Origin of the sequence: Streptococcus sp. 27098_8_75 (assembly GCF_041432475.1) — a bacterium.
GTDB lineage: Bacteria > Bacillota > Bacilli > Lactobacillales > Streptococcaceae > Streptococcus > Streptococcus gordonii.
In genome coordinates this window covers 61578-81162 of record NZ_JAPVZR010000006.1, presented here as the reverse complement: position 1 = coordinate 81162, position 19585 = coordinate 61578, and the positions used below count along the sequence as shown (strand labels likewise).

Sequence of the window (19585 nt, the reverse complement as noted above, 5' to 3'; positions counted from 1 at the left end):
GGTAGAGTTATTATTTTCAATGATAACTTTTCCACTAGGTTTCCCCTTATTTGCTGTCTTTCCAATAGAAACTTCAGTAGTTGTTGCAGTTACTCCTATCTGCTCACCATTTAGTTGAGTATAGTAGAGATGAACGTGATACTTACCTGTAGCATTCTTATGGTCACTGGCTTTCACCGTTACGCGATAGCGACCATCTTGCTGACGCGTGGCATGATACCAAACCAAATCATCCTGGCCTTTATCATCCGACCAAACTGGTACAGAAACACTGGCTACACCTTGAGGAGCCAAGACATTTGAAATGACAACATCAAAACGACCTGCAAGAGAATCGTTATTTTCAATGGTAATCTTCCCGCTCAGAGGTCCTTTGGCTACTTCTGGTGCTGGTTTAGCTTGAGAAGTGAAACGGCCAGTGTAGTCTACACTATGGTCAAAAACATGCTTACCTGGCAACAATTCAGCCTGGGAGGTAAACTGCCAAGCCCCTGCCCGCCCATTATAGCGGAGAGTCTTCGCATCGTTAGCTGAAAGTTTAGCTGTTGGGTATTGAGCGACCCAGAAATTTTCCAAACCAAACTGGGCTGTCTTGACAGGCCCTTTCCCTCTTAGATTATTTTCATCAATCCAGCTGGCACTGGTATAATACATAAGATTTGTATAGCCGTTCTTACGCATTTCATCAGCCCATGCAAGGGTATTACGGTTGATGTTATCCTTCATTTTGGCATCTTCCATATCATTAACCATGACCGTATTCTTTGGAAGATTAAGATTTCTAGCCTCTGAGATAAAGTGGCGAGCTTCTGCTCTTGCCTGCTCTTCACTAGTATAATGTGAAAAAGCATAGGCAGACACTTGCAAACCAGCCAACTGGGCATTGCGAGCTTGTTCTCCTGCGTAAGGGTTCCTATAGGTGGTGCCTTCTGTTAGTTTCACGACAACTCCACCAACTCCCTTGTTGGCAAGAGTGCGATAGTCATTGACGCTTATGCTTCCGTTATGACTGCTGACATCGACAAATGTTTTGGGTTGAACAGCCACATCACTTGAACGACTAGCTGGCCCAGCATGTCCAGTGCTATAAAAGGTTGTGGTCCCAACAGCTTCTTTTTTCGATGCAGCCCCATCAACCTTGCTAGCTTCTTCTCTTTGGGCAGTTTCTTCAATACTAGCCGACTGGTTCTCAACCTTAGTTTCCGACTGTTTTGGAAGAGAAGCTGGTACTGACTGACTATTTTCAGTCTTTTGTTCAGCTTGTGATTTTTCTTGCTCTTCCTGATGATATGTGCTGGTCTCTCCCTTTGACTCGACTGTTTCTGAATCACCTGAAGCTGTCTTTCCCACTGTATCTTGAGCCTGTTCAGCTTTTACTTGGATAGGCTGTAAAGCGGACTCTTGTTCATCTGCATAAGCAGGTTGAACTGAAACAGCTAGTAGCAATGCCGCACTAGCATAATAAATAAAATCCTTCTTTTTCATGTAACTCCCTCTTTGGCACGAATTTCAATATACCTCCATTGTAGCACAAGAAACTTGAGCTGAAAAGGGAAATTACTAACAATTCACCTAAGGTTTCTATAATCAAAAAAAGCCCACTAATCGCGGACTCTAATGACTCTATTTCTACAAAAATTACATCTCAGCAATCCCTTTCTTCATAGGATCTTTGTAATGCATATCTTTAATACAAAAATTAATCATTCAACTTTTTTAAGGCAGACCTTAGGTAATAACCTTCCCTTAAGTCCTTTCCAATTCTCCTGGCATTTTCTGACAAGTCTGCATACTCTTTTTCAGTTAGATTTTCCAAAGCTGCTTCTAAATCATGCAGAGAAGCCACCGCTATACCACAACTCTTCTCTAATATGAAATGAGCCAACGCCGACTCTTTCCAAACTACGACAGGAAAGCCCGAAGCCAAATAAAGAGAAGCCTTATGTGAATTGTTAAAACGTAGGTAGTTTCCGTAAGAACCCTGGCAGGTTTCTGAGCTGTCTCCGTCCCAGACCAAACCAAAACTACCTTCAAGAGCAGCTGGGAGGTCATCCGGCATAAAGGAACCAAAGTAGGTGGTGTTTTTCAATGCACGACTTTCATCATAGCCCACTCCATACAAGTTATAGGCTGGCTGGTCTGGCAAGTTATAAAGATAACCTGACTTTGCAGGGTTCAAATTTCCAGCTACGATAATAGGCTGGTCTTTTTGGAGATTTGGTTTTTCAGCAAAGTTTGGAATCAGATAGTCAAAAATCTCCAAGCTAACCATTTTATCTGCTGGCACTCCTTGACCTACCAGAACTTTCTTCATAATCTCGTTATGAACGATAATGCCATCCACTGACATCAAAGCTTTCTTTTCTTGGAAGTAATTGCGCACTTTATGACGGAATTTCACTTCCGAACCTGCTGCATGACGCAAGGTTTCAATATCATGGATCAAGAGATAGAATCTAGCTCCTCTTTTTTGCGCCTGCTTAATGAGTTGTGAGATGAAAAATGTATGGTGGATAATCGGGAACTGAATGACCAATTCATCTCCGGCTCCCAACTGATCAAACACAGACTTGGTCGCACGATATTTGTGTTGTTGAGCTTTAAAGAAATTCATCTTATACCAATTCTCAACCTTGAGCTCCAAGCCCTCATAACCCTCTGAGATTAGAATAGCTTCCACGTCATTTCGTGCCTTACTCCCTGCATTCTTTTCGTGTGCATTATGCAGAAATGAATCTTTCAGATAATATTTCACCTTTTCTCCCCTTTATCCGTGATGTTCTTAGATACTCCCTAGTTCTTCTTCTACCACATCCAATGCACGTTCAACAGTCACGTGCATATCATAGTATTTATAATCTGCCAAGCGCCCACAGAAAATAACGCGCCCATTTTTCTCAGCTTCTGCTAGATACTGCTCATAAATAGCATTGTTTTTGGCATCATTGATTGGATAGTAAGGTTCATCTCCTCTTTTCCAATCTGCTGGATATTCACGAGTAATAACGGTCTTGGCTTGAGTCCCAAACTCAAAATGTTTGTGTTCGATGATTCGCGTATAGGGAATATCACGTTCAGTATAGTTGACTACAGCATTTCCTTGATAATTTTCTTGATCCAAAATCTCATGCTCAAAACGGAGACTACGATACTCTAGTTCACCAAACTTGTAGTCAAAGAACTGATCAATCATCCCTGTGAAGACAATCTTAGTTGCTGAAGCCTCCAAGTTCTCCCGATCAGCAAAGAAATCTGTATTAAGCTCTACTTCGATTCCTTCCAACAACTTTTCGATGATGACATTGTAACCACCAATCGGAATTCCTTGGTAACGGTCATTGAAATAATTGTTATCATAGGTCAATCGAACAGGTAAACGCTTGATGATAAAGGGTGGTAGTTCAGTAGCAGAACGCCCCCATTGCTTTTCGGTGTAGCCCTTGATTAGCTTTTCATAGACATCCATACCAATCAACTTAATGGCTTGTTCCTCTAAGTTTTTAGGCTCAACATCTTGCATGTGTGTCGTCTGCTCAGCAATCTTGTCCTTAACTTCTTGGGGTGTCTTTGTCCCCCACAAAGCATAGAAAGTGTTCATATTGAAAGGCAGATTGTAAAGATGTCCTTGATAGTTGGCAATAGGAGAATTGATATAATTGTTAAACTCCGCAAACTGATTGACATATTTCCATACCTTTTTATTAGATGTATGGAAGATATGAGCCCCATACTTGTGGACATTGATTCCTTCAACAGATTGGCAATAGATATTCCCACCAATATGTTCTCGTTTATCAATCACCTTCACCTTCTTGCCACGTTTGTTAGCTTCGTAGGCAAAGATTGCACCTGACAAGCCAGCACCGACAATCAAATAATCGTACATAAAATCTCCTTATTTCTTTAAAACACTTTTTAGTTCTTGAAAATCCAAGACACGTAAGAGCAAAACCAAGCCACCATAGACTAGGAAGCCAAGGGCAGCATAAATCAAGACATTCACCACAGACGAGAAGTGCATGAAAGCTTGTGCAGAATACAGAGCGCCGTACATCAGTAGTGCTGCTAGAAGTATTTTTAGCATGGACGGTAGAATCTTGACCTCTTTTAGATACGAACGTGTAAAGTAGAGTTGGATCAGCCAGACCAAACCTTCAGTCGCAACAGATACGATCGACGCCCCAATATAGCCCAGAGGCGGGATCAAGAGGAGATTCAAGCCCACACTAAAAACAGCTGGAATAGTTGTTGATAGCATAAATTCACGATTCTTATTGTGAGGAATCAAGATTTGAATTCCCATTATATTGGTCCAGCCAATAAAGAACATTCTAAAGACCATGATGGCAATCGCATAGCGAGCATCTTGGAAGTCTTGCCCCAGGAAAAAATTGACAAAATCTTTGTTAACAATTAAAATCCCCGCAATCATCGGGAAGATAACCAAGTTATACACTAAGAAAGACATTTCATGTAACTTGTTAACCGCCTTTTGATTACCTGATGAGAGGAGATTGGAGACCCGAGGCAACATAACACTACCAAGCGACGTTACCAAAGTCAACAAAATATTCAATAATTTCAAGGCTTGATCATAGATCCCGACATCCTTGGTCGAAGACAAGGCACCTAACATAGTGCGATCTAGCGTGATGTAGAGCGAAATGGCAATCTGTGGCAGAAACAAGAGAATGACTGGTTTGATATGCTCTTTGGCATAGGCTATATCCAGATGCGGCTTGCGAATGTGCTCCCGAGCAGGAAGCCACATACTCAACTGACCTAGTAGATCATAGGCAACCAAGAGGATGATATACAAGTACAAGTCAGATGGTTTCTTAACAAATAGGAATATCGATACAACACCTAGAAGTTTGACCATTGTGTTACGAGCAGTGATTTTTTTGAAATCTTCTAACCCTTGAAAGAGCCAAGAGATATCAAAACCACGAGACAGCAAACTAAAGCCAAGAATATAAGCAATTGGATTGTTCATTGACGGTACAAGCAAACAAACAATTATATAAAGTATAACCGCTAAACAGGTTGAAAGGACTTGTAAACTGTAAATACCCCAGAAGGTCTTTTCAACTTCCTTACGATGGCCGGAAATTTCCTTGGTCCCATAATTGGCTACTCCCAGCGTCGCTAGTAGGATAAAATAAGTCACGATAGAGTTATAGTATCCGTAAGACCCCAAATCATCCGAAGAGAAAACTCGGGTGATATAGGGAGTTGTAATCACTGGTAGGACGATGACAAGTAACTGATAGGACAGATTGTACAAGTAATTTTTTAAAACTCTCACACGGCTTCCCCCATCTCAAATTTTTCTCCTTCAAATTCCATCGCTGGGATGGTAGCAAAAAGAAGGAACATAAAAATATTGTATGATGGACGAACCCAGAAGGCCTCAAACATACAATTGACTGTTACTAAGGCCAGGCAGGTTAACAATAAATAGTTCTTCCTACGATAGAGAGTCCAAGACTGAACCATGTATAGGCATACCAACATAACAACTGGAATCAAACCGTAAGTAAATAACATTTGTACATAAGACGAATCTACATAGTCATAGTTCAAAACCGTTTCTGTCTTTCCTCCATATCCAACAAAGGAAATTCCACGAATTCCAAATAACTGTACGCCATATTTCTTAAGCGCTTCATGTCCCAAATACAATCGCATGCCGAAAAAGTTATTCAGAGAAACATATATTGGATGAGACCAACTAAACTTGTTGGATAGATAAATCATGACCGAAGAAGCGATACCAGCCGAAAAAGGCAGTAGGCCAAATAAGCGCCATTCAGTCTTGTTACGATAATAAAAGTATAGAAAAATTCCTGTTGCTGCTAAGATGGAGCCTGCATTTAAACGGGCATCGCAATAAACAATAATAAAGGCCGCCAAGGCTACACCTGATAGGGTTCTTAGGAAGATAAACTTCTTTCTAAGGAGATAGGAAAGGGCAGTAAAGAGATAGAAACAATGAGAGGCAAAGTCGGTTGGATAGATAAAACCAAAAGAGTTACGTACAACCACTCCCACGGGGCGAGTTTGAACAAACTGTAAATTAGGAATAACATTGACTAACGATAGTAAAATAATAAGAACTATAAAAGATAAACTCGTCCAAGTATAAATTTTAAGTATAGACTCTATATCTGCTTTGTAAAGAAAAACAATCAACAGCAAAAACATTAAACCATTTAAGTTTCCTGCCTTATAATAAACCATACTTCCAACTAAAATGAGGGTAGGTGCAAATATTAAAAAACTCAAAGAATAGTTACGAATATATAAAAAACGCACAGCTAGTAACATGATTGCAAAGAAAGGAACAAAATTAGGTATACTAGGTAATACAGGTGCTAACATTGAAGTGTTTATCATATCTATAGAAATTATCACAAATAAAACTGCTGTCACGAGCAATTTATCACGTTCTATCTTTAACATTTTCTTTTTCCTTTTTTAATCTCTAACCTCTTTTATTTCATTGAGGCTTTTTTAATTTTTTAAATTGATAATACAGACCTGGAACCAATGATAACATAAGATAAATCGCCTTGTTTTTCAAGTTAATCCGCTTATTTTTCAAGATTCTTCTTAGATAAGGACGAATCCTTCTTTGAATGCGAACGATTTCCTCTTTGGAAGAATCTGAGATTAAGATGAAAATGTGGAGACTACCGATGAACAAACGGGCGATGATAGCATCATCAAGTTCTGTATTGGCAGAATAGTCCTTCTGGACAACTTCTGCCAAATGATCCATAGAATCATAAAAATCATAGTGCTTACTATTGAAGTTTGATAAGGTAATACTGTTTGGTCTACGATAATAATGATAGATACCTAAATCAATCACACAAACTGATTCCACTTCTTTCAAGTAGTCACTGATAACATATATGTCTTCATAGATTTTCCCTTTTGGATAGGGGTATTTTTCTACGATATCTCTGGGAAAGAGTTTAGCCCAAGCAGAGACCGTGGCAATTGTACCATAAAGCATCTCTATTAAAGTTTCTTCAGAAGAAAGAAGGGTAGCTTTCGCTAGCATTTCTTCATTTATTTGGTAGTTTTGGTAGGAATCATGATCATAGGCATCCTTACCTTTGCCTGCAACAATCCTAGCACCTGTACGTTTTTGAAGTTCCACCAAAAGTTCAAGTGCACAAGGCTCAAAATAGTCATCTGGATCTAGGAAAACAATCCATTCCCCTTTAGCTTTTGTGACACCATAGTTTCTAGCATCAGACAAGCCACCATTTTCTTTATGATAGGCCGATACCCAATCATACTCACTTGCATATTGATCGCATAGTTTCCCAGAATCATCCGTGGAACCATCATCAACTAAGATAACTTCAAAATCTTTATAGGTTTGATTGACCAAGCTTTCCATGGCATAATGAAGGTAGTCCTCTACATTATAAATAGGTACAATTACTGAAATCATATTTTCTTTTCTTTCTCTTACTCAGTTAGATATTTAAATCTCAAATGAACTTTTATCTGGGAAAAGTTGATTCATAGCTTTAATAAAGTCATCCATCACCTGATCTTCATTTTGGACATTAAAACCGTCATTAATACACATAACCTTATATTTCCTAGAATTTAGAAGTTTCCAAAAATCTGGCCCAGCATTATCTAATGAAAAGAGACCGCCTAACTTAGGATTTCCAATTGCATATTGACCACTAGCAATCTGCCAATACTTAAAGAGCCAAACATTGGTATCAGATGGACTTCTAAAGCGACTAGCAGATGTTTTTTCTAAGACATCTTTTTCCTTTTCCCATACCAATTCCATTGTTGACTTTAAGAGTGGATGCGTTAAATGATTCTCCCAAAAACCACAAATAAATTTGCTGTGTCTATACAACAAAGATTTAGCAATACCTTTAACACCTTGTTTAATTGAGAAGAATTTGCCATTCTTTAAAATTTCCTCACGAGTAAAATGTGTTGTTATAATTCCCATATCATTCATTTGGAAATGGCCAGTGCCATATCTCTCCGTTGTAATAGGAGCTAAAGCCGTAACATACTTTGGTAAACCATCATCTGAAAAGAAATCTGTCGGTTCAACTGGAGCTGTGAGATAAACATCATCGTTAAAGAACACAAAGCACTCAGAAAGACCTGGAATCCGATGAATATTGCTTTCGATAGGATTGGCAGAAAAAACTGGTAGATAGTCATTACAGATAATCTCTGTATGATCTACCAAGACCAATTTATCGCTATTTAACTCTAACCAACTTGGCTTTTGATTGTCAGTCACAAGATAGACCTTATTGACCCAAGGGGCAAACTTTTCTACCCCTCTAAACCAGTATTTAAAGGTTCCCCATTCACGATAAGCCTTATCCGAATTCATGCCTTCCTTAGAGGTATTAATTGTTCCATCGTACTGTGCTTTCTTTTTTCTCCAAACCGGATCATTCCCATCAACCCATGCGACAACAAAATCAATCTTTTCTACCATTCAGTCTCTCCTATTTAAAAATCTAACAGTCTTTCCATCAATTTAATAGACGTATATTGCTCAAAATATAGGTTCTTCGCCTTCGCAACCTTTTGAAGCACCTCATCAACTGAAGGATCAAAATCTTCTATAATTTGTGCTAGTTTTTCAAAGTCACCTGACGGATAGAAAGTCACTAGCGATTCATTAACATAGTCTCGAACAGAAGGAATATCATTTACAATGATAGGAACTCCTAAAGACATTGCTTGAAGCATAACCATATGACCAGCGGATAAATCAATATCTTTTAACGATAGGACAAGGAAATCAGACTTAGCTAATACATCTCCAAAGGTTTCTACTACTACATCAGATAAAACTTGAATGTTTGAACCATGCGTAGGAACTCTCCATGGCTGAGTTGCAATCACACACGGCATTGAAAGGTTTGAAGTCTCCACTGCCTTGACTAAAGTCTCATAATCTCGGTTACTACCTCCACCTGAAAAGATATACTTAGTTGGTAAAGAACCTTGATAAGTTAGTTGATTATCATAATCTAAGCCGTAATGAATAAATTTAAATTTCTCCTGAAATTCTGGAAAGAGTTCCGAATAATAATGAATTTCTTTTGAACCATAGACTATGATATTTCTGATATTCTGGAAAGACTTTTTCACAAGTTGCTTTCGTAAATAATAATAGATTTTATTTTTCTTATTCTCAAACAAAAATCCTGCTAATGTAATTTCCTTGCCACTTTTATTTAAAATTCCTAAAAAGATACCTACAAGAGGATTTACACAAATAATTTTCTTGACATCATATTTTATGAATTTCCGAGCATAATCATAGGACATTTTCCACATTAAAAAATGATACAAAGCACTACCGATGTATTTGAAATTACGTACTCTTCTTATAAGTGGACTTTCATAGTTGGTATAAACTACTCGGCTCCCGCCATGAAGAGATTGATAATGCTCTTCATTCTTTTTTTGCAGCTCACTGTCTAAAATGATTAAATTTTCCATTATACCCCTTATTGTAAATTATCATAAAATTCCGAGAAGTTCTTGATGTAACTCTCCAAAGAAAACAGCTCTTTTTGTCTCTGATATCCTACTCGCCCAAATTTTTCTCTTTTTTCAGAACTATCTAGTAAGAGAGAAATGGCATTAGAAAGTTCTTGAGGACGATTTGGTTTGACTAAGCAACCACTTTTGTCATCTACTACCATTTCAGCTATTCCCCCATTGTTATAACCAACAACTGGTTTTGAACAAGCCATGGCTTCTAGGACTACTGTAGGTAAGGAATCAGGTTTTATACTTGGTAAGACAAAGATATCAAACATATTATAAAGTTCAGAAGTCTTATCGTAGTAATCAATACGATGAATTTGTGACACAACAGATGAAGAAGCTATTCTCTTATCTAATTCTTCTAGACGCCATTCTTCACCATGAAAAACACCTCCAGCTAGGAAAGCCACCGCTTGCTCATTCTTTTCCAAAAGTGGCTCGACTGCTTCTATGAAATCATTTTGTCCTTTGATAGCATTGACCCGACCAATCATGCCAATCACAAGTGCATCTTGAGCAATATCAAATTTTTCACGAATAGAAGACGAATCCATTGGGTAATAGACAGTATTATCCACACCGTTATAAATCACTTTCACTTGGCTATCTTTGATAAAGGGAGACTGCTTGATATGATTGGCAACCGCTTGAGACACTGTCACAATCTTATCTGCATATCGTCCCATAAGCATATTGATAAAGTCAGAAATAGCTTTGGGTTTGACGATAATCTCATGAACATGCCAAATCAAAGGTAGCTTGAGCTTGCGTTTCAAATAGATGCCCTCCAAAACAGCCGCTGTATTATTGTGAACAATATCAATACTGTGTTCTTGAGCGTAGAGGGCGATTTGCTTAGCATAGAAATTATAAGAGCGAATATAGTCGACAATACCTTTGGGATTAAAATACTTCCTTCGTAAAATCGGATAATCCAACACACTGACCTGAGCTCCAACCTGACGCAAGGCCTCGACTAAAACACCATCATTTGGTAGGATGACGTGAGCTTCAAATTCTTGGCGATCTAATCCTTTGATTAATTCCAGTAAAACCTTATCCGATCCATACATTTCTGCACCAGCATGCAAGTATAAAATCCGTTTCATTCCCTATCCTTTAAACACTTCTTCATAATCTGACACAATCTTTTCCCACGTGAAAGCCGAGAGGATTCTTTGACTTGACTTGAAATCCAAGCCAGTAATTGCTGCCTGATCAAATCCTTCAACTTCCTCAATGACGCGTGCCAACTCGTCTTTTTTCCAATAAATGGCCCCATCTTCACCAACCTCACGGTTAAAGCCAACATCTAGCAACAAATTCAGTTTTGTGGATGCTAGGGCTTCCAGTAGAGAAGGATTGGTCCCTCCAACCTCATGTCCATGGAAATAAGCAAAAGCATGCTCACGAATGTACTTGAGCAACTCTTGGTCATAGACCGTACCGACAAATTTAACCCTAGGATCTTTGTCAAAACCAGTATCTTGTAACAACTGGTCGTAAAATTTATTCTGCTCCACATTTGTGATAAGGACAAAGTCCTTCTTAGACTTGGACTTGATAAATTCACGAATCATGGTTTCGTAGTTGTTTTCAGGAACGAATCGTCCCACCACTAGATAATAGCTATTTTCGCTGACTCCTTTTTCTTGATACCAATCCCGAACTTTGGCATCTTCTGCTTTCAGGATTGAAGGAATAGTATCCGTTCCATAGGCAATATAGGTGGTCTTTGGTTGGTACTGCTTATAGTCCTCTCGGATATATCTTTCGATATTTTTGCTATCACATACTAGTAAATCAGCATGCTTGACCATGAGTTGCTCTGAGAATTTCCAGTACTTACGAACTGGAAGGCTCCATTTTGCTCGCAACCATTCATGGCCATCCGGGTTGACTATGAGGGTGCCACCAATAGCCTTGATTTTCTTTTTAATCCCTGCTATGAAAGGGCCGATTCGACAAGCCAATACATAGAAAATCGGCTCCTTGTCTTTTTGTTCTTTAGCCATTTCAATCGCTCGATTGAGCGCAGCGATATCATAAAAAATCGCCCTAGCTGGTCCAATGTTTGGCACATCCACATTATAACAAATAGCACCATTGTGCTCAAATACATCCTCTGCAATGCCTGACTTTGCTGAATTTTCCCGCATACAGGCGACATAATACTGGATATGCTGACTTTGCTGACAAGCCGTCAACTTTTCAACAAAGGTTTCAAAGCCACCATACTTGGCTGGGATTCCTTTTGAACCTATAATATATACAGCTTTCTTCATTTATTCCTCAAATATATATAATCAGAGGAAGGCGCTTCTACTTAGCACCTTCCTTCCTAAATACAACTTTTATGGTTTTGAGCAAAATCTTAATGTCCCGCCAAATGGTCCAACCGTCCATATAAGCAAGGTCCAGCTTTACAACCTCATCAAAATCTGTGATAGCGCTACGACCACTGACCTGCCAAAGACCTGTAATCCCAGGCTTGAAGCTCAAACGTCTTTTTTGCTCAGGCGTATAGTTTCGATATTCATCTACAGTAGGCGGACGAGTACCGACTAAGCTCATATCTCCAATCAAAACATTATAAAATTGAGGGAGCTCGTCCAAACTCGTCTTTCTGATAAAACGTCCAATCGGTGTCACTCGAGGATCGTTATCCATCTTGAACATACCGCCAGTCATGGTGTTGTGTTCCATTAATTCTTTTTTTATTTCCTCGGCATCCACTCTCATAGAACGGAACTTATAGAATTTAAAGAAACGGCCATTTTTCCCAACTCGTTTTTGAACAAAGAAGGCTGGGCCTCCATCCTTACGAATGATTGGGACTAGAACGATACTAACCAAACCACAAATCAAAAGACCAAACAGGGCACCAACAATATCCAAGCAACGTTTAGCTATAACATGGGTTTGCTTATAAAAGTTCGTTGAAAATGTTACTACACTCATTCCAGCAACCTCTTGAATCCGCTTTTCACCTAGAGATAAAAAGTCGAAAGCATTCAGATTGACCGAAACATCTATTCCCATACTTTCAAAACGAGAAACCAAATCTCCAATATCATAATCTTCACTCGGCAGATTAATGAAGACCTCATCGACAACCTCTTTTGTTACAAAGTCTACCATATCTTGAGGAGCAACGATGGCCACCTGGGCTTGGCTAAATGTCGTATCATCCATAATGGTCACGCCTACCAATTCCCGGGTAGAGTATTTAGATGAGGTTAAACGTTCATAAGCCTTTTCCAATCGACTGGTTGCTGTAATCAAAAACAATTTTTTCCGATTTTTAAATCTTGAATAAATGGACTGTTTATATTTTTTGATGATAGAGTCCATCAGATAAATAGCTAGTGAATTTATCAAAAAGAAATAGACCATTCCTCTTCTTGAGATAGAAAAAGGTTCCTTCAGCATAAAAGAAGTAAAGGTAATTGCAATTGAAAATACCAGGTTATATTTTATAGTCTGCAGTAATTCTTCTAAATAACCCCTTGTGTAAAATTTAAAAGAGAAATTACTGATATAAAAAACAATGAAATGCAGAAGATATAAAATAGCAATGGTCTGAGAAGTATATTCTGCTTCTTTGAAAAGACTAACTATATAAGCTGAAAATAAAACGGCTAGACTTTGAAAAATAACAATTTTGAAATTCTCAAATTCTCTTCTCTCCTCTCCCATTAGTAACCTTCCTTATAATCTATTTTTTCCCATAATTACCATAGTTCCCGTAATTGCCATAATTACCATAGGAACCATATTTTTCTGATTTAACATCAAATTTATTTAGAACAACACCGAGGAATGGAGTTCCTGTTTGTTCCAACTGCTCTTTAGCTTTTTGTACAGCTTTGCGACTAACTGCTCCCGAAGCTGATACTAAGAAGCTACCGTCACAACGCTGAGCAATAATCGCTGCATCAATAACCATCCCGATTGGTGGTGTATCGACAACAATATAATCATAATGTTCTCTCAATACACCCATAATGACTTCAAAATTTTTCCCTTGTAAGAGCCCTGTTGGGTTTGGAGATACCTGTCCTGACAAGAAAACATCTAGGTTTGGATAATCAGTGTCCGCCAAAGCTCGACTAATATCAGCGTTACCAGACAAGACCTCTGTCAAACCTTCTACTTTTCTTTGGCTCTTGAAAACCCCTGTCATAACGGAGTTTCGAATATCAGCATCAATCAAGAGTGTTCGATAGCCTGCCCGCGCGAAGGCCAAGCTTAAGTTGATGGAAATAGTTGACTTTCCTTCATTTGGCTGAACAGAAGAAACCGCTACAACCTTAATATCAGAACCACTCAACTGGATATTTGTACTCAATGCATTAAAGTATTCTTCCGCCTGATGCATCTCCGCCAATTTATTTTTAATAATTTCTAACGTTGCCATGAGGTCCCTTTCTTACAATTTCTTTAGGTTTGGAATAACACCTAGTAGTGTAGCTCCCATCACATCTTCGATGTCTTCTGGCTTTTTCACTCGATCATCTAAAATCTCTACAATCAAGACAATAACAATCATCACCACGGCTCCTGCCAAGAAGCCTAGGATGACATTCCGGCGAATATTTGGAGAAGATGGTGATTTTGGAACTTCTGCCTCTTCTAAGGTCGTTACATCTGAAACCTTAGTAACGGCAATGATTTTTTCAGCTGCCACTTCGCGCAAGGTGTTGGCAATTCGGCTAGCTTGGTTAGGATCGCTATTTTTGACAGTGATGGACACAATCCGTGTATCTGTCGGCACTGAAACACTTACAGACTTGCTTAATTCAGCTGTTGTCCCAGGTAGTTTTAATTCTGAAATAACCGTAGACAATACATCCTGTGATAAAATGATTTCCTTATAGTCCTTAACCAAGTAAGACCCTGCTTGTAGGTCTTGGTTGGTCAGAGTGTTATTATCTGTCTGCTGACGGTTGACAACGTAAATCCGTGTCGTACTTTGATAAGAGGGCTTAGCAATAAAAAGGCTATAACCCAAAGCTAAGACAGCTGCCACTAACGCTATCAACAGAATGATAAACTTTCTTTTCCATACCGTCTTGATTAGAGACAGTACGTCAATTTCGACTAGTTGATTTTCTTTATTCATATTCCTTTTCCTCTATACTAAGAGCGAAGCCTATATGTATTCACTTCTTAGCAATAATTCTTGATTTTTTCTAAACAACTGCTCTGCATGAGATTCCCCATACTTCTTGGAGATGATCTGGTAGGCCTCTTGCATATAAGGCGGTCGTGGATCCAAATTGTGCATATCACTGGCCACGAAATGAACCAGATCTTTCTCCAGAAAGAACTGGGCCCTTTTTTTCATGAATTTATAAGTGTCTCCAAACAGCTTTGGTTTTAAAACACTCGAACTATTAATCTGGGTGTAGCAGCCCATATTGATCAAGTCGCGTACCTTCTTTTCATCATTTTCCAAACAATGATAGCGCTCAATATGAGCGACGACAGGTGTAACGCCCAAGCGTAAAACGTTGCTCAGAGCTGTATGAATTTCCTTGTAAGGCGTGATCATACTGAATTCAATTAAAGCATACTGACTATCTGCCAAGCGTGGAATCTTTCCTTGCTCCAGCTTATCCAAAATATCACTTGTATAATATATTTCAGCCCCGTAAAGAATAGTCAAATCATCCGCAATTTCTTTAGCCAGTTCCTGGACTTGTTTGAAGTTTTCTTCAATTTTTGCTTCTGGAGTCTCAAACATCCCTTTCCGACGATGAGAAGTTGAAATGATCGTTCGCACCCCTTGGCGGTAGCTTTCCTCCAGCAAGGCCCTGCTATCTTCTATTGTTTTTGGTCCATCATCAACATCAAAAACGATATGTGAATGAATATCAATCATGGCTTACTTCCCTTCCATAACGGTCTGAATTGCAGACTTCATTTGATCCAGGCTTGCCGGATCAACTTCCAGCATATAAAGGGCAGCTTCTGGCATAGCATATGAAGGCAGACCAGTTTTTCCATTTCCAGTCAAAGCTTGTGACGTAACTGTATAATTCCCACCTGTTTCCAACTGGGTATTCACAAGATTCATCAAGGTTTCTAAGCTCATATTTGTCTGAACAGAATCTTGTAAGCCTGAAATAATACTATTGTAATTCTTCAGAGCATCTGTTGAGGTCAGCTTTTTAATAACAGCAGCGATAACTTTTTCCTGATTCTTTCCGCGGTCGTTATCACCACCCGTTAATGAATACCGTTCCCTAACAAAGCCCAGTGCTTGCTCAGAATTGAGATGAACATTTCCAACCTTGAAGTGGTAATTCCCATGAAGACTTGTGAATTCTTGATCGTTATACACATCAACACCACCCAAAAGGTCAATCAATTTGAGGAAGGAAGTGAAATTCAAACGTACATAATACTGAATATCGATACCATAAAGTTTCTCTAGAGTATGAACCGAAGCATCTATACCATAAATACCCGCATGGGTCAGTTTATCAGGCTGATCCGCACCACCATCCGCAATAGGTACATAGGCGTCACGCGGTGTGGTTGTCAAAAGCACGCGCTTGGTCTTACGGTTAACCGTCATAATGATATTCACATCCGAACGAGAAACTGATGAGATACCACCATAAGTATCGATCCCGCTGACATAGATATTAAAGACATCTGCATTAACATCATGCTTCTTAGTTGCAGTCTCAACCTTTTTCGTTAGTTTGTAAGAATATAACTTTTTAACTTTGGACGCATAGTCAGGATCTTCACTTCGTAGGGTATCCTCAAATACACTATTGATAACAATAGCTTTTGTCTCTCCAGCAAGCAAGGACTTATAAGCCGCTAGATAAGAGCTCGCTGAGTCCACTGTCAATTGGACTTTCTTGGTCTTAGCCAGTTCATCTGTTAAGGCCGCAATGTTTTCACCATCATTATTGGTTGGAGCTAAAACATTGGTTACTTTTTTGATATCTTTAATGTCGCTGTCCGCTGCTACTACAACGCTCATTTCATACTCAGAATAGTTAGAGGTAGAATTCAAACCAGTAGACAGGTCCACCATTTCCTTGACAGCGTACATGGTTCCTGACCCAATCAGCAAGGACAGAACCAATAATACTGTTGTAAAAATCCGAGCCTTATTAAACCAAATGAAAAGAGCAGCTAGAACTGCTACTAGTATCATCACAAAGGTTGAAATAATATTCAAATAACGAAAAGCTAAAATATTATACCTAAATATATAAACTATCAAGACAGAGATTAATAAAACATAAATGATGAATAAACTAACATTTAAGATTTTAAAACGTCTTGATTTAGCGGTAGTTCCATTGCTTTTTCTACGAGACATGCTAAAAACACTTCCTATATATAATTACTCCATCCTATTATATCACAAAAATATTTAGATTCTGCCCTATTTTTAAGAAATTTTTAAGAAATCATAGTAAAGAGCCAAACCATTTTCTCTTCATCTTTGATTAACTTAAGAAAACAAAAGCAAATACGTCATAAACAAATCAAAATGCATAAATATAGAGTATTTTATAGAGGTCTCAAGGATTTGTTTACAAAAAATGGTCCCATATAACAGGAACCATTTTTTATATTCTATCATGGGCATCTTTGCTCTGGTTGATCGTGATTAGAGGAGGCCTTCCCGATCAACTTGTTCAAAACTTTCTTTCCCATCATTCAGCTTATCCCAGATAACTACTTGTCCAGACTGAAGGGACTTCTGCACATCAATAATGCGCTGATTGGACGAGCCACGAAACTGCAACATAAGATTCTTCTTGGTAATGTCAAAACGGCCGTCCACTAAGATGTCAATCAAACTCAGCAACTCCAGCTTATCCTGCGTTTCCAGCATCATCTCCTCCCAAGTATAGCCCGTCCAGGACCAGATATCCTTGTCTGGAAGCTCTCGCCGAATCCGCTTGACCAAGGGTAGTAGAATGCCTGTGTTGAGAAAAGGCTCGCCGCCTAGAAGGGTCAGCCCCTGCACATAAGGCTCCGCCAAGTCTTTCATGATCTGCTCCTCCAACTCTTGGGTATAAGGAATACCAGCGTTGAAGGACCAGGTTGCTGCATTGTAGCAGCCCTCACAGTGAAACATACAGCCACTAACATAGAGGGAGTTGCGAACACCTTCGCCATCCACAAAGTTAAAAGCCTTATAGTCAATGATGCGGCCCTTACTCAGCTCCTCGCTTTTCCATTCTTGGGGTTTGGGATTATTCATGCCACTTCTCCATCTAGCTCTATCCAGTAGCGCTCGCTTCCTTGAATGGTATTGTCATAGACGCCACCATTAGCAAGAATCGTTCGCCGGCTAGCTTCGTTTTCTTCATCGCAGGTAATCAGAGCAAAGTCCAAACCAGCTCTCTTCGCCTCTATAAGGCCCAGATGCAACTGCTCCTGCCCATAGCCCCTGCCTCGTTCCCCCGGTCGAATTGAATAGCCAATATGCCCACCCTCAACAAAGAGTTTTTCATTTAACAAGAGACGCAATGCTAGGAAGCCCAGTGGGCGGTTTTCCTCGTCAACCGAGATATACTGAATTGCTGGTACCCATCCTTCTGGCAGATTTCCAGCATCCTCCTGCTGCTCTACAATCTTTAACCAATCCTCATAATTCTTAGCCCGCTTCCATGTGGAGCCCACACCACCATGCATATAAGACTTCGCAGCATCAAATTCAGCAATCATCTCTAAAATAGCGTCTTTATCTTCCAAAGTTGGTCGTCGTAACTTCATAGGCTTTCCTCAATCTATATCAATCCAATAACGCTGACTTCTGTCGATTGTATTTTCGTAAATACCGCCAGCGGAGAGAATCGTGCGTCGGCTGGCTTCGTTGTCTTCATCGCAGGTAATCAGCACTCGTTCTAATCCTTGCTTTCGAGCCTCTGCCAGCCCTAACTCTAGTTGCAGCTTGGCCAAGCCCTTTCTGCGTTGACTGGGGCGGATAGAATAGCCAATATGTCCACCCTCCACAAATAATTTGTCATTTAAGGACAAGCGCAGAGCTAAAAAGCCCAGAGGCAAGCCGGTCTCATCAAAGGATAAAAATTGGATGGCAGGAACCCAGCCTGCTGGCAAATTAGCAGCATCCTCCTGCTGCTCTACAATCTTTAACCAATCCTCATAATCCTTTGCTCGTTTCCAAGTGGAGCCCATGCCACCGTGCATATAGGATTTTGCTGCATCGAACTCCGCAATCATCTCCAAAATAGCGTCTTTATCTTCCAAAGTTGGTCGTCGTAACTTCATAGGCTTTCCTCAATCTATATCAATCCAATAACGCTCTTTCCCACCTCGAATATCCTCTAAAGCTCCACCGTTAGCAAGAATCACACCTCGGCTGGCAGCATTATCCCTATCACAGGTCACTAGAGCCCGTTTTATATTTTTACTTTTAGCTACTTGCAAGCCTTGTCTCAGTTGCTCTTTTGCCAGTCCTTTGCCACGCGCAGACGGACGAATACTGTAACCAATGTGCCCACCTTCTTGGAGCAGATGGTCATTGAGTAGCAAACGCAAATTAAGAAAGCCCACAGCCTGACCATCCGCAGCAAAAGCCACAAGCTGAATGTAAGGCACAAAACCTTCTGGCAAACCCAGCCCGGCTTCTGCCAGCTGAATGGTTTCCAGCCAATCCTCGTAGACAAAATCAGCTCCGCCAAAGAAGCCGTCATGCCGGCCACCAGTCGCTTCAAAATCTGCTAACATTTCCAAAATAGTGGCCTTATCCTCTAGTCTTGGTTTCCTTAATTCTACATCCATTTCTCTACCATACTTTACTTCTTCTTGCCAGCCTTTGCCAGAAATTGCTCCCGCAGGCTAGTCACTCGCGCCTTTTTATTTCTAGCTCCTGTAGAATGTTTTTCATGAAAACGTCTTACTTGAGCCTTACCTTTATCGTCTAGTTGATATTTTCCCATTTTTTCTCCTAATGATTAATGAAAAAGAGCGATACATCACACGGATGTTCTGTATCACTCCCGCT

The 19585-nt window shown here is 39.7% G+C and carries 20 protein-coding genes; all 20 read right to left on the bottom strand.

Annotated elements, in window-relative coordinates; translation table 11 throughout:
• A partial coding sequence (locus O3640_RS10065; protein ID WP_371586858.1) for a GH25 family lysozyme occupies positions 1-1485 on the bottom strand: 1485 nt, incomplete at its 3' end.
• 214 nt (positions 1486-1699) lie between these two features.
• On the bottom strand, positions 1700-2755 hold the full coding sequence (locus O3640_RS10060) for a galactofuranosyltransferase (RefSeq protein WP_268709835.1): 1056 nt from the start codon (positions 2753-2755) through the stop codon (positions 1700-1702).
• A 27-nt stretch (positions 2756-2782) separates the two neighbouring features.
• Complete coding sequence (glf, locus tag O3640_RS10055; RefSeq protein WP_268709834.1) at positions 2783-3886, bottom strand: UDP-galactopyranose mutase; 1104 nt, start codon at positions 3884-3886, stop codon at positions 2783-2785.
• 9 nt (positions 3887-3895) lie between these two features.
• Positions 3896-5308 (bottom strand): flippase, encoded by a 1413-nt coding sequence (locus O3640_RS10050; RefSeq protein WP_268709833.1) that lies wholly within the window; start codon positions 5306-5308, stop codon positions 3896-3898.
• A complete protein-coding gene (locus O3640_RS10045; RefSeq protein ID WP_268703518.1) occupies positions 5305-6465 on the bottom strand; it encodes a polysaccharide polymerase in 1161 nt (386 codons plus the stop codon). The genes O3640_RS10050 and O3640_RS10045 overlap by 4 nt, the downstream gene beginning before the upstream one ends.
• A 37-nt stretch (positions 6466-6502) precedes the next feature.
• Positions 6503-7471 (bottom strand): glycosyltransferase family 2 protein, encoded by a 969-nt coding sequence (locus O3640_RS10040; RefSeq protein WP_371586857.1) that lies wholly within the window; start codon positions 7469-7471, stop codon positions 6503-6505.
• Positions 7472-7504: 33 nt separating this feature from the next.
• Entirely contained in the window at positions 7505-8506 is a 1002-nt protein-coding gene (wefF, locus tag O3640_RS10035; protein WP_371586856.1) for a receptor polysaccharide phosphotransferase WefF, read from the bottom strand.
• A 14-nt stretch (positions 8507-8520) separates the two neighbouring features.
• Positions 8521-9522 (bottom strand): glycosyltransferase, encoded by a 1002-nt coding sequence (locus O3640_RS10030; RefSeq protein WP_223362064.1) that lies wholly within the window; start codon positions 9520-9522, stop codon positions 8521-8523.
• 8 nt (positions 9523-9530) lie between these two features.
• Entirely contained in the window at positions 9531-10682 is a 1152-nt protein-coding gene (locus O3640_RS10025) for a glycosyltransferase family 4 protein (RefSeq protein ID WP_371586855.1), read from the bottom strand.
• Between the two features lie 3 nt (positions 10683-10685).
• Entirely contained in the window at positions 10686-11858 is a 1173-nt protein-coding gene (gene cps2T, locus O3640_RS10020) for a beta 1-4 rhamnosyltransferase Cps2T (RefSeq protein WP_371586854.1), read from the bottom strand.
• Between the two features lie 37 nt (positions 11859-11895).
• Complete coding sequence (locus O3640_RS10015; RefSeq protein WP_105026466.1) at positions 11896-13272, bottom strand: sugar transferase; 1377 nt, start codon at positions 13270-13272, stop codon at positions 11896-11898.
• A 19-nt stretch (positions 13273-13291) separates the two neighbouring features.
• Positions 13292-13993 (bottom strand): tyrosine-protein kinase, encoded by a 702-nt coding sequence (locus tag O3640_RS10010; RefSeq protein WP_008809952.1) that lies wholly within the window; start codon positions 13991-13993, stop codon positions 13292-13294.
• 12 nt (positions 13994-14005) lie between these two features.
• Positions 14006-14698, bottom strand: coding sequence for a Wzz/FepE/Etk N-terminal domain-containing protein (locus O3640_RS10005; protein ID WP_268709829.1), 693 nt, complete (start codon positions 14696-14698; stop codon positions 14006-14008).
• Positions 14699-14728: 30 nt separating this feature from the next.
• Positions 14729-15460 carry a capsular polysaccharide biosynthesis protein Cps4B gene (gene cps4B / locus O3640_RS10000; protein ID WP_046164516.1) on the bottom strand — a complete coding sequence of 244 codons (732 nt, stop codon included), beginning with the start codon at positions 15458-15460 and terminating at the stop codon, positions 14729-14731.
• Positions 15461-15463: 3 nt separating this feature from the next.
• Complete coding sequence (locus O3640_RS09995; RefSeq protein WP_268709828.1) at positions 15464-16924, bottom strand: LCP family protein; 1461 nt, start codon at positions 16922-16924, stop codon at positions 15464-15466.
• Positions 16925-17218: 294 nt separating this feature from the next.
• Positions 17219-17818, bottom strand: a complete 600-nt coding sequence (gene nrdG / locus O3640_RS09990; RefSeq protein ID WP_227221664.1) for an anaerobic ribonucleoside-triphosphate reductase activating protein — start codon at positions 17816-17818, stop codon at positions 17219-17221.
• The gene (locus O3640_RS09985; protein WP_227221663.1) at positions 17815-18333 is read right to left on the bottom strand and encodes a GNAT family N-acetyltransferase; all 519 of its coding nucleotides are present in this window, start codon (positions 18331-18333) and stop codon (positions 17815-17817) included. Before O3640_RS09985 ends, nrdG begins: the two co-directional genes overlap by 4 nt.
• Before the next feature lie 9 nt (positions 18334-18342).
• Entirely contained in the window at positions 18343-18849 is a 507-nt protein-coding gene (locus O3640_RS09980) for a GNAT family N-acetyltransferase (RefSeq protein WP_227221662.1), read from the bottom strand.
• 9 nt (positions 18850-18858) lie between these two features.
• Positions 18859-19362: a GNAT family N-acetyltransferase gene (locus O3640_RS09975; protein ID WP_227221661.1), complete on the bottom strand. Its 504-nt coding sequence runs from the start codon at positions 19360-19362 to the stop codon at positions 18859-18861.
• 14 nt (positions 19363-19376) lie between these two features.
• Positions 19377-19520 (bottom strand): hypothetical protein, encoded by a 144-nt coding sequence (locus O3640_RS09970; protein WP_227221660.1) that lies wholly within the window; start codon positions 19518-19520, stop codon positions 19377-19379.
• Positions 19521-19585 lie beyond the last annotated feature (65 nt).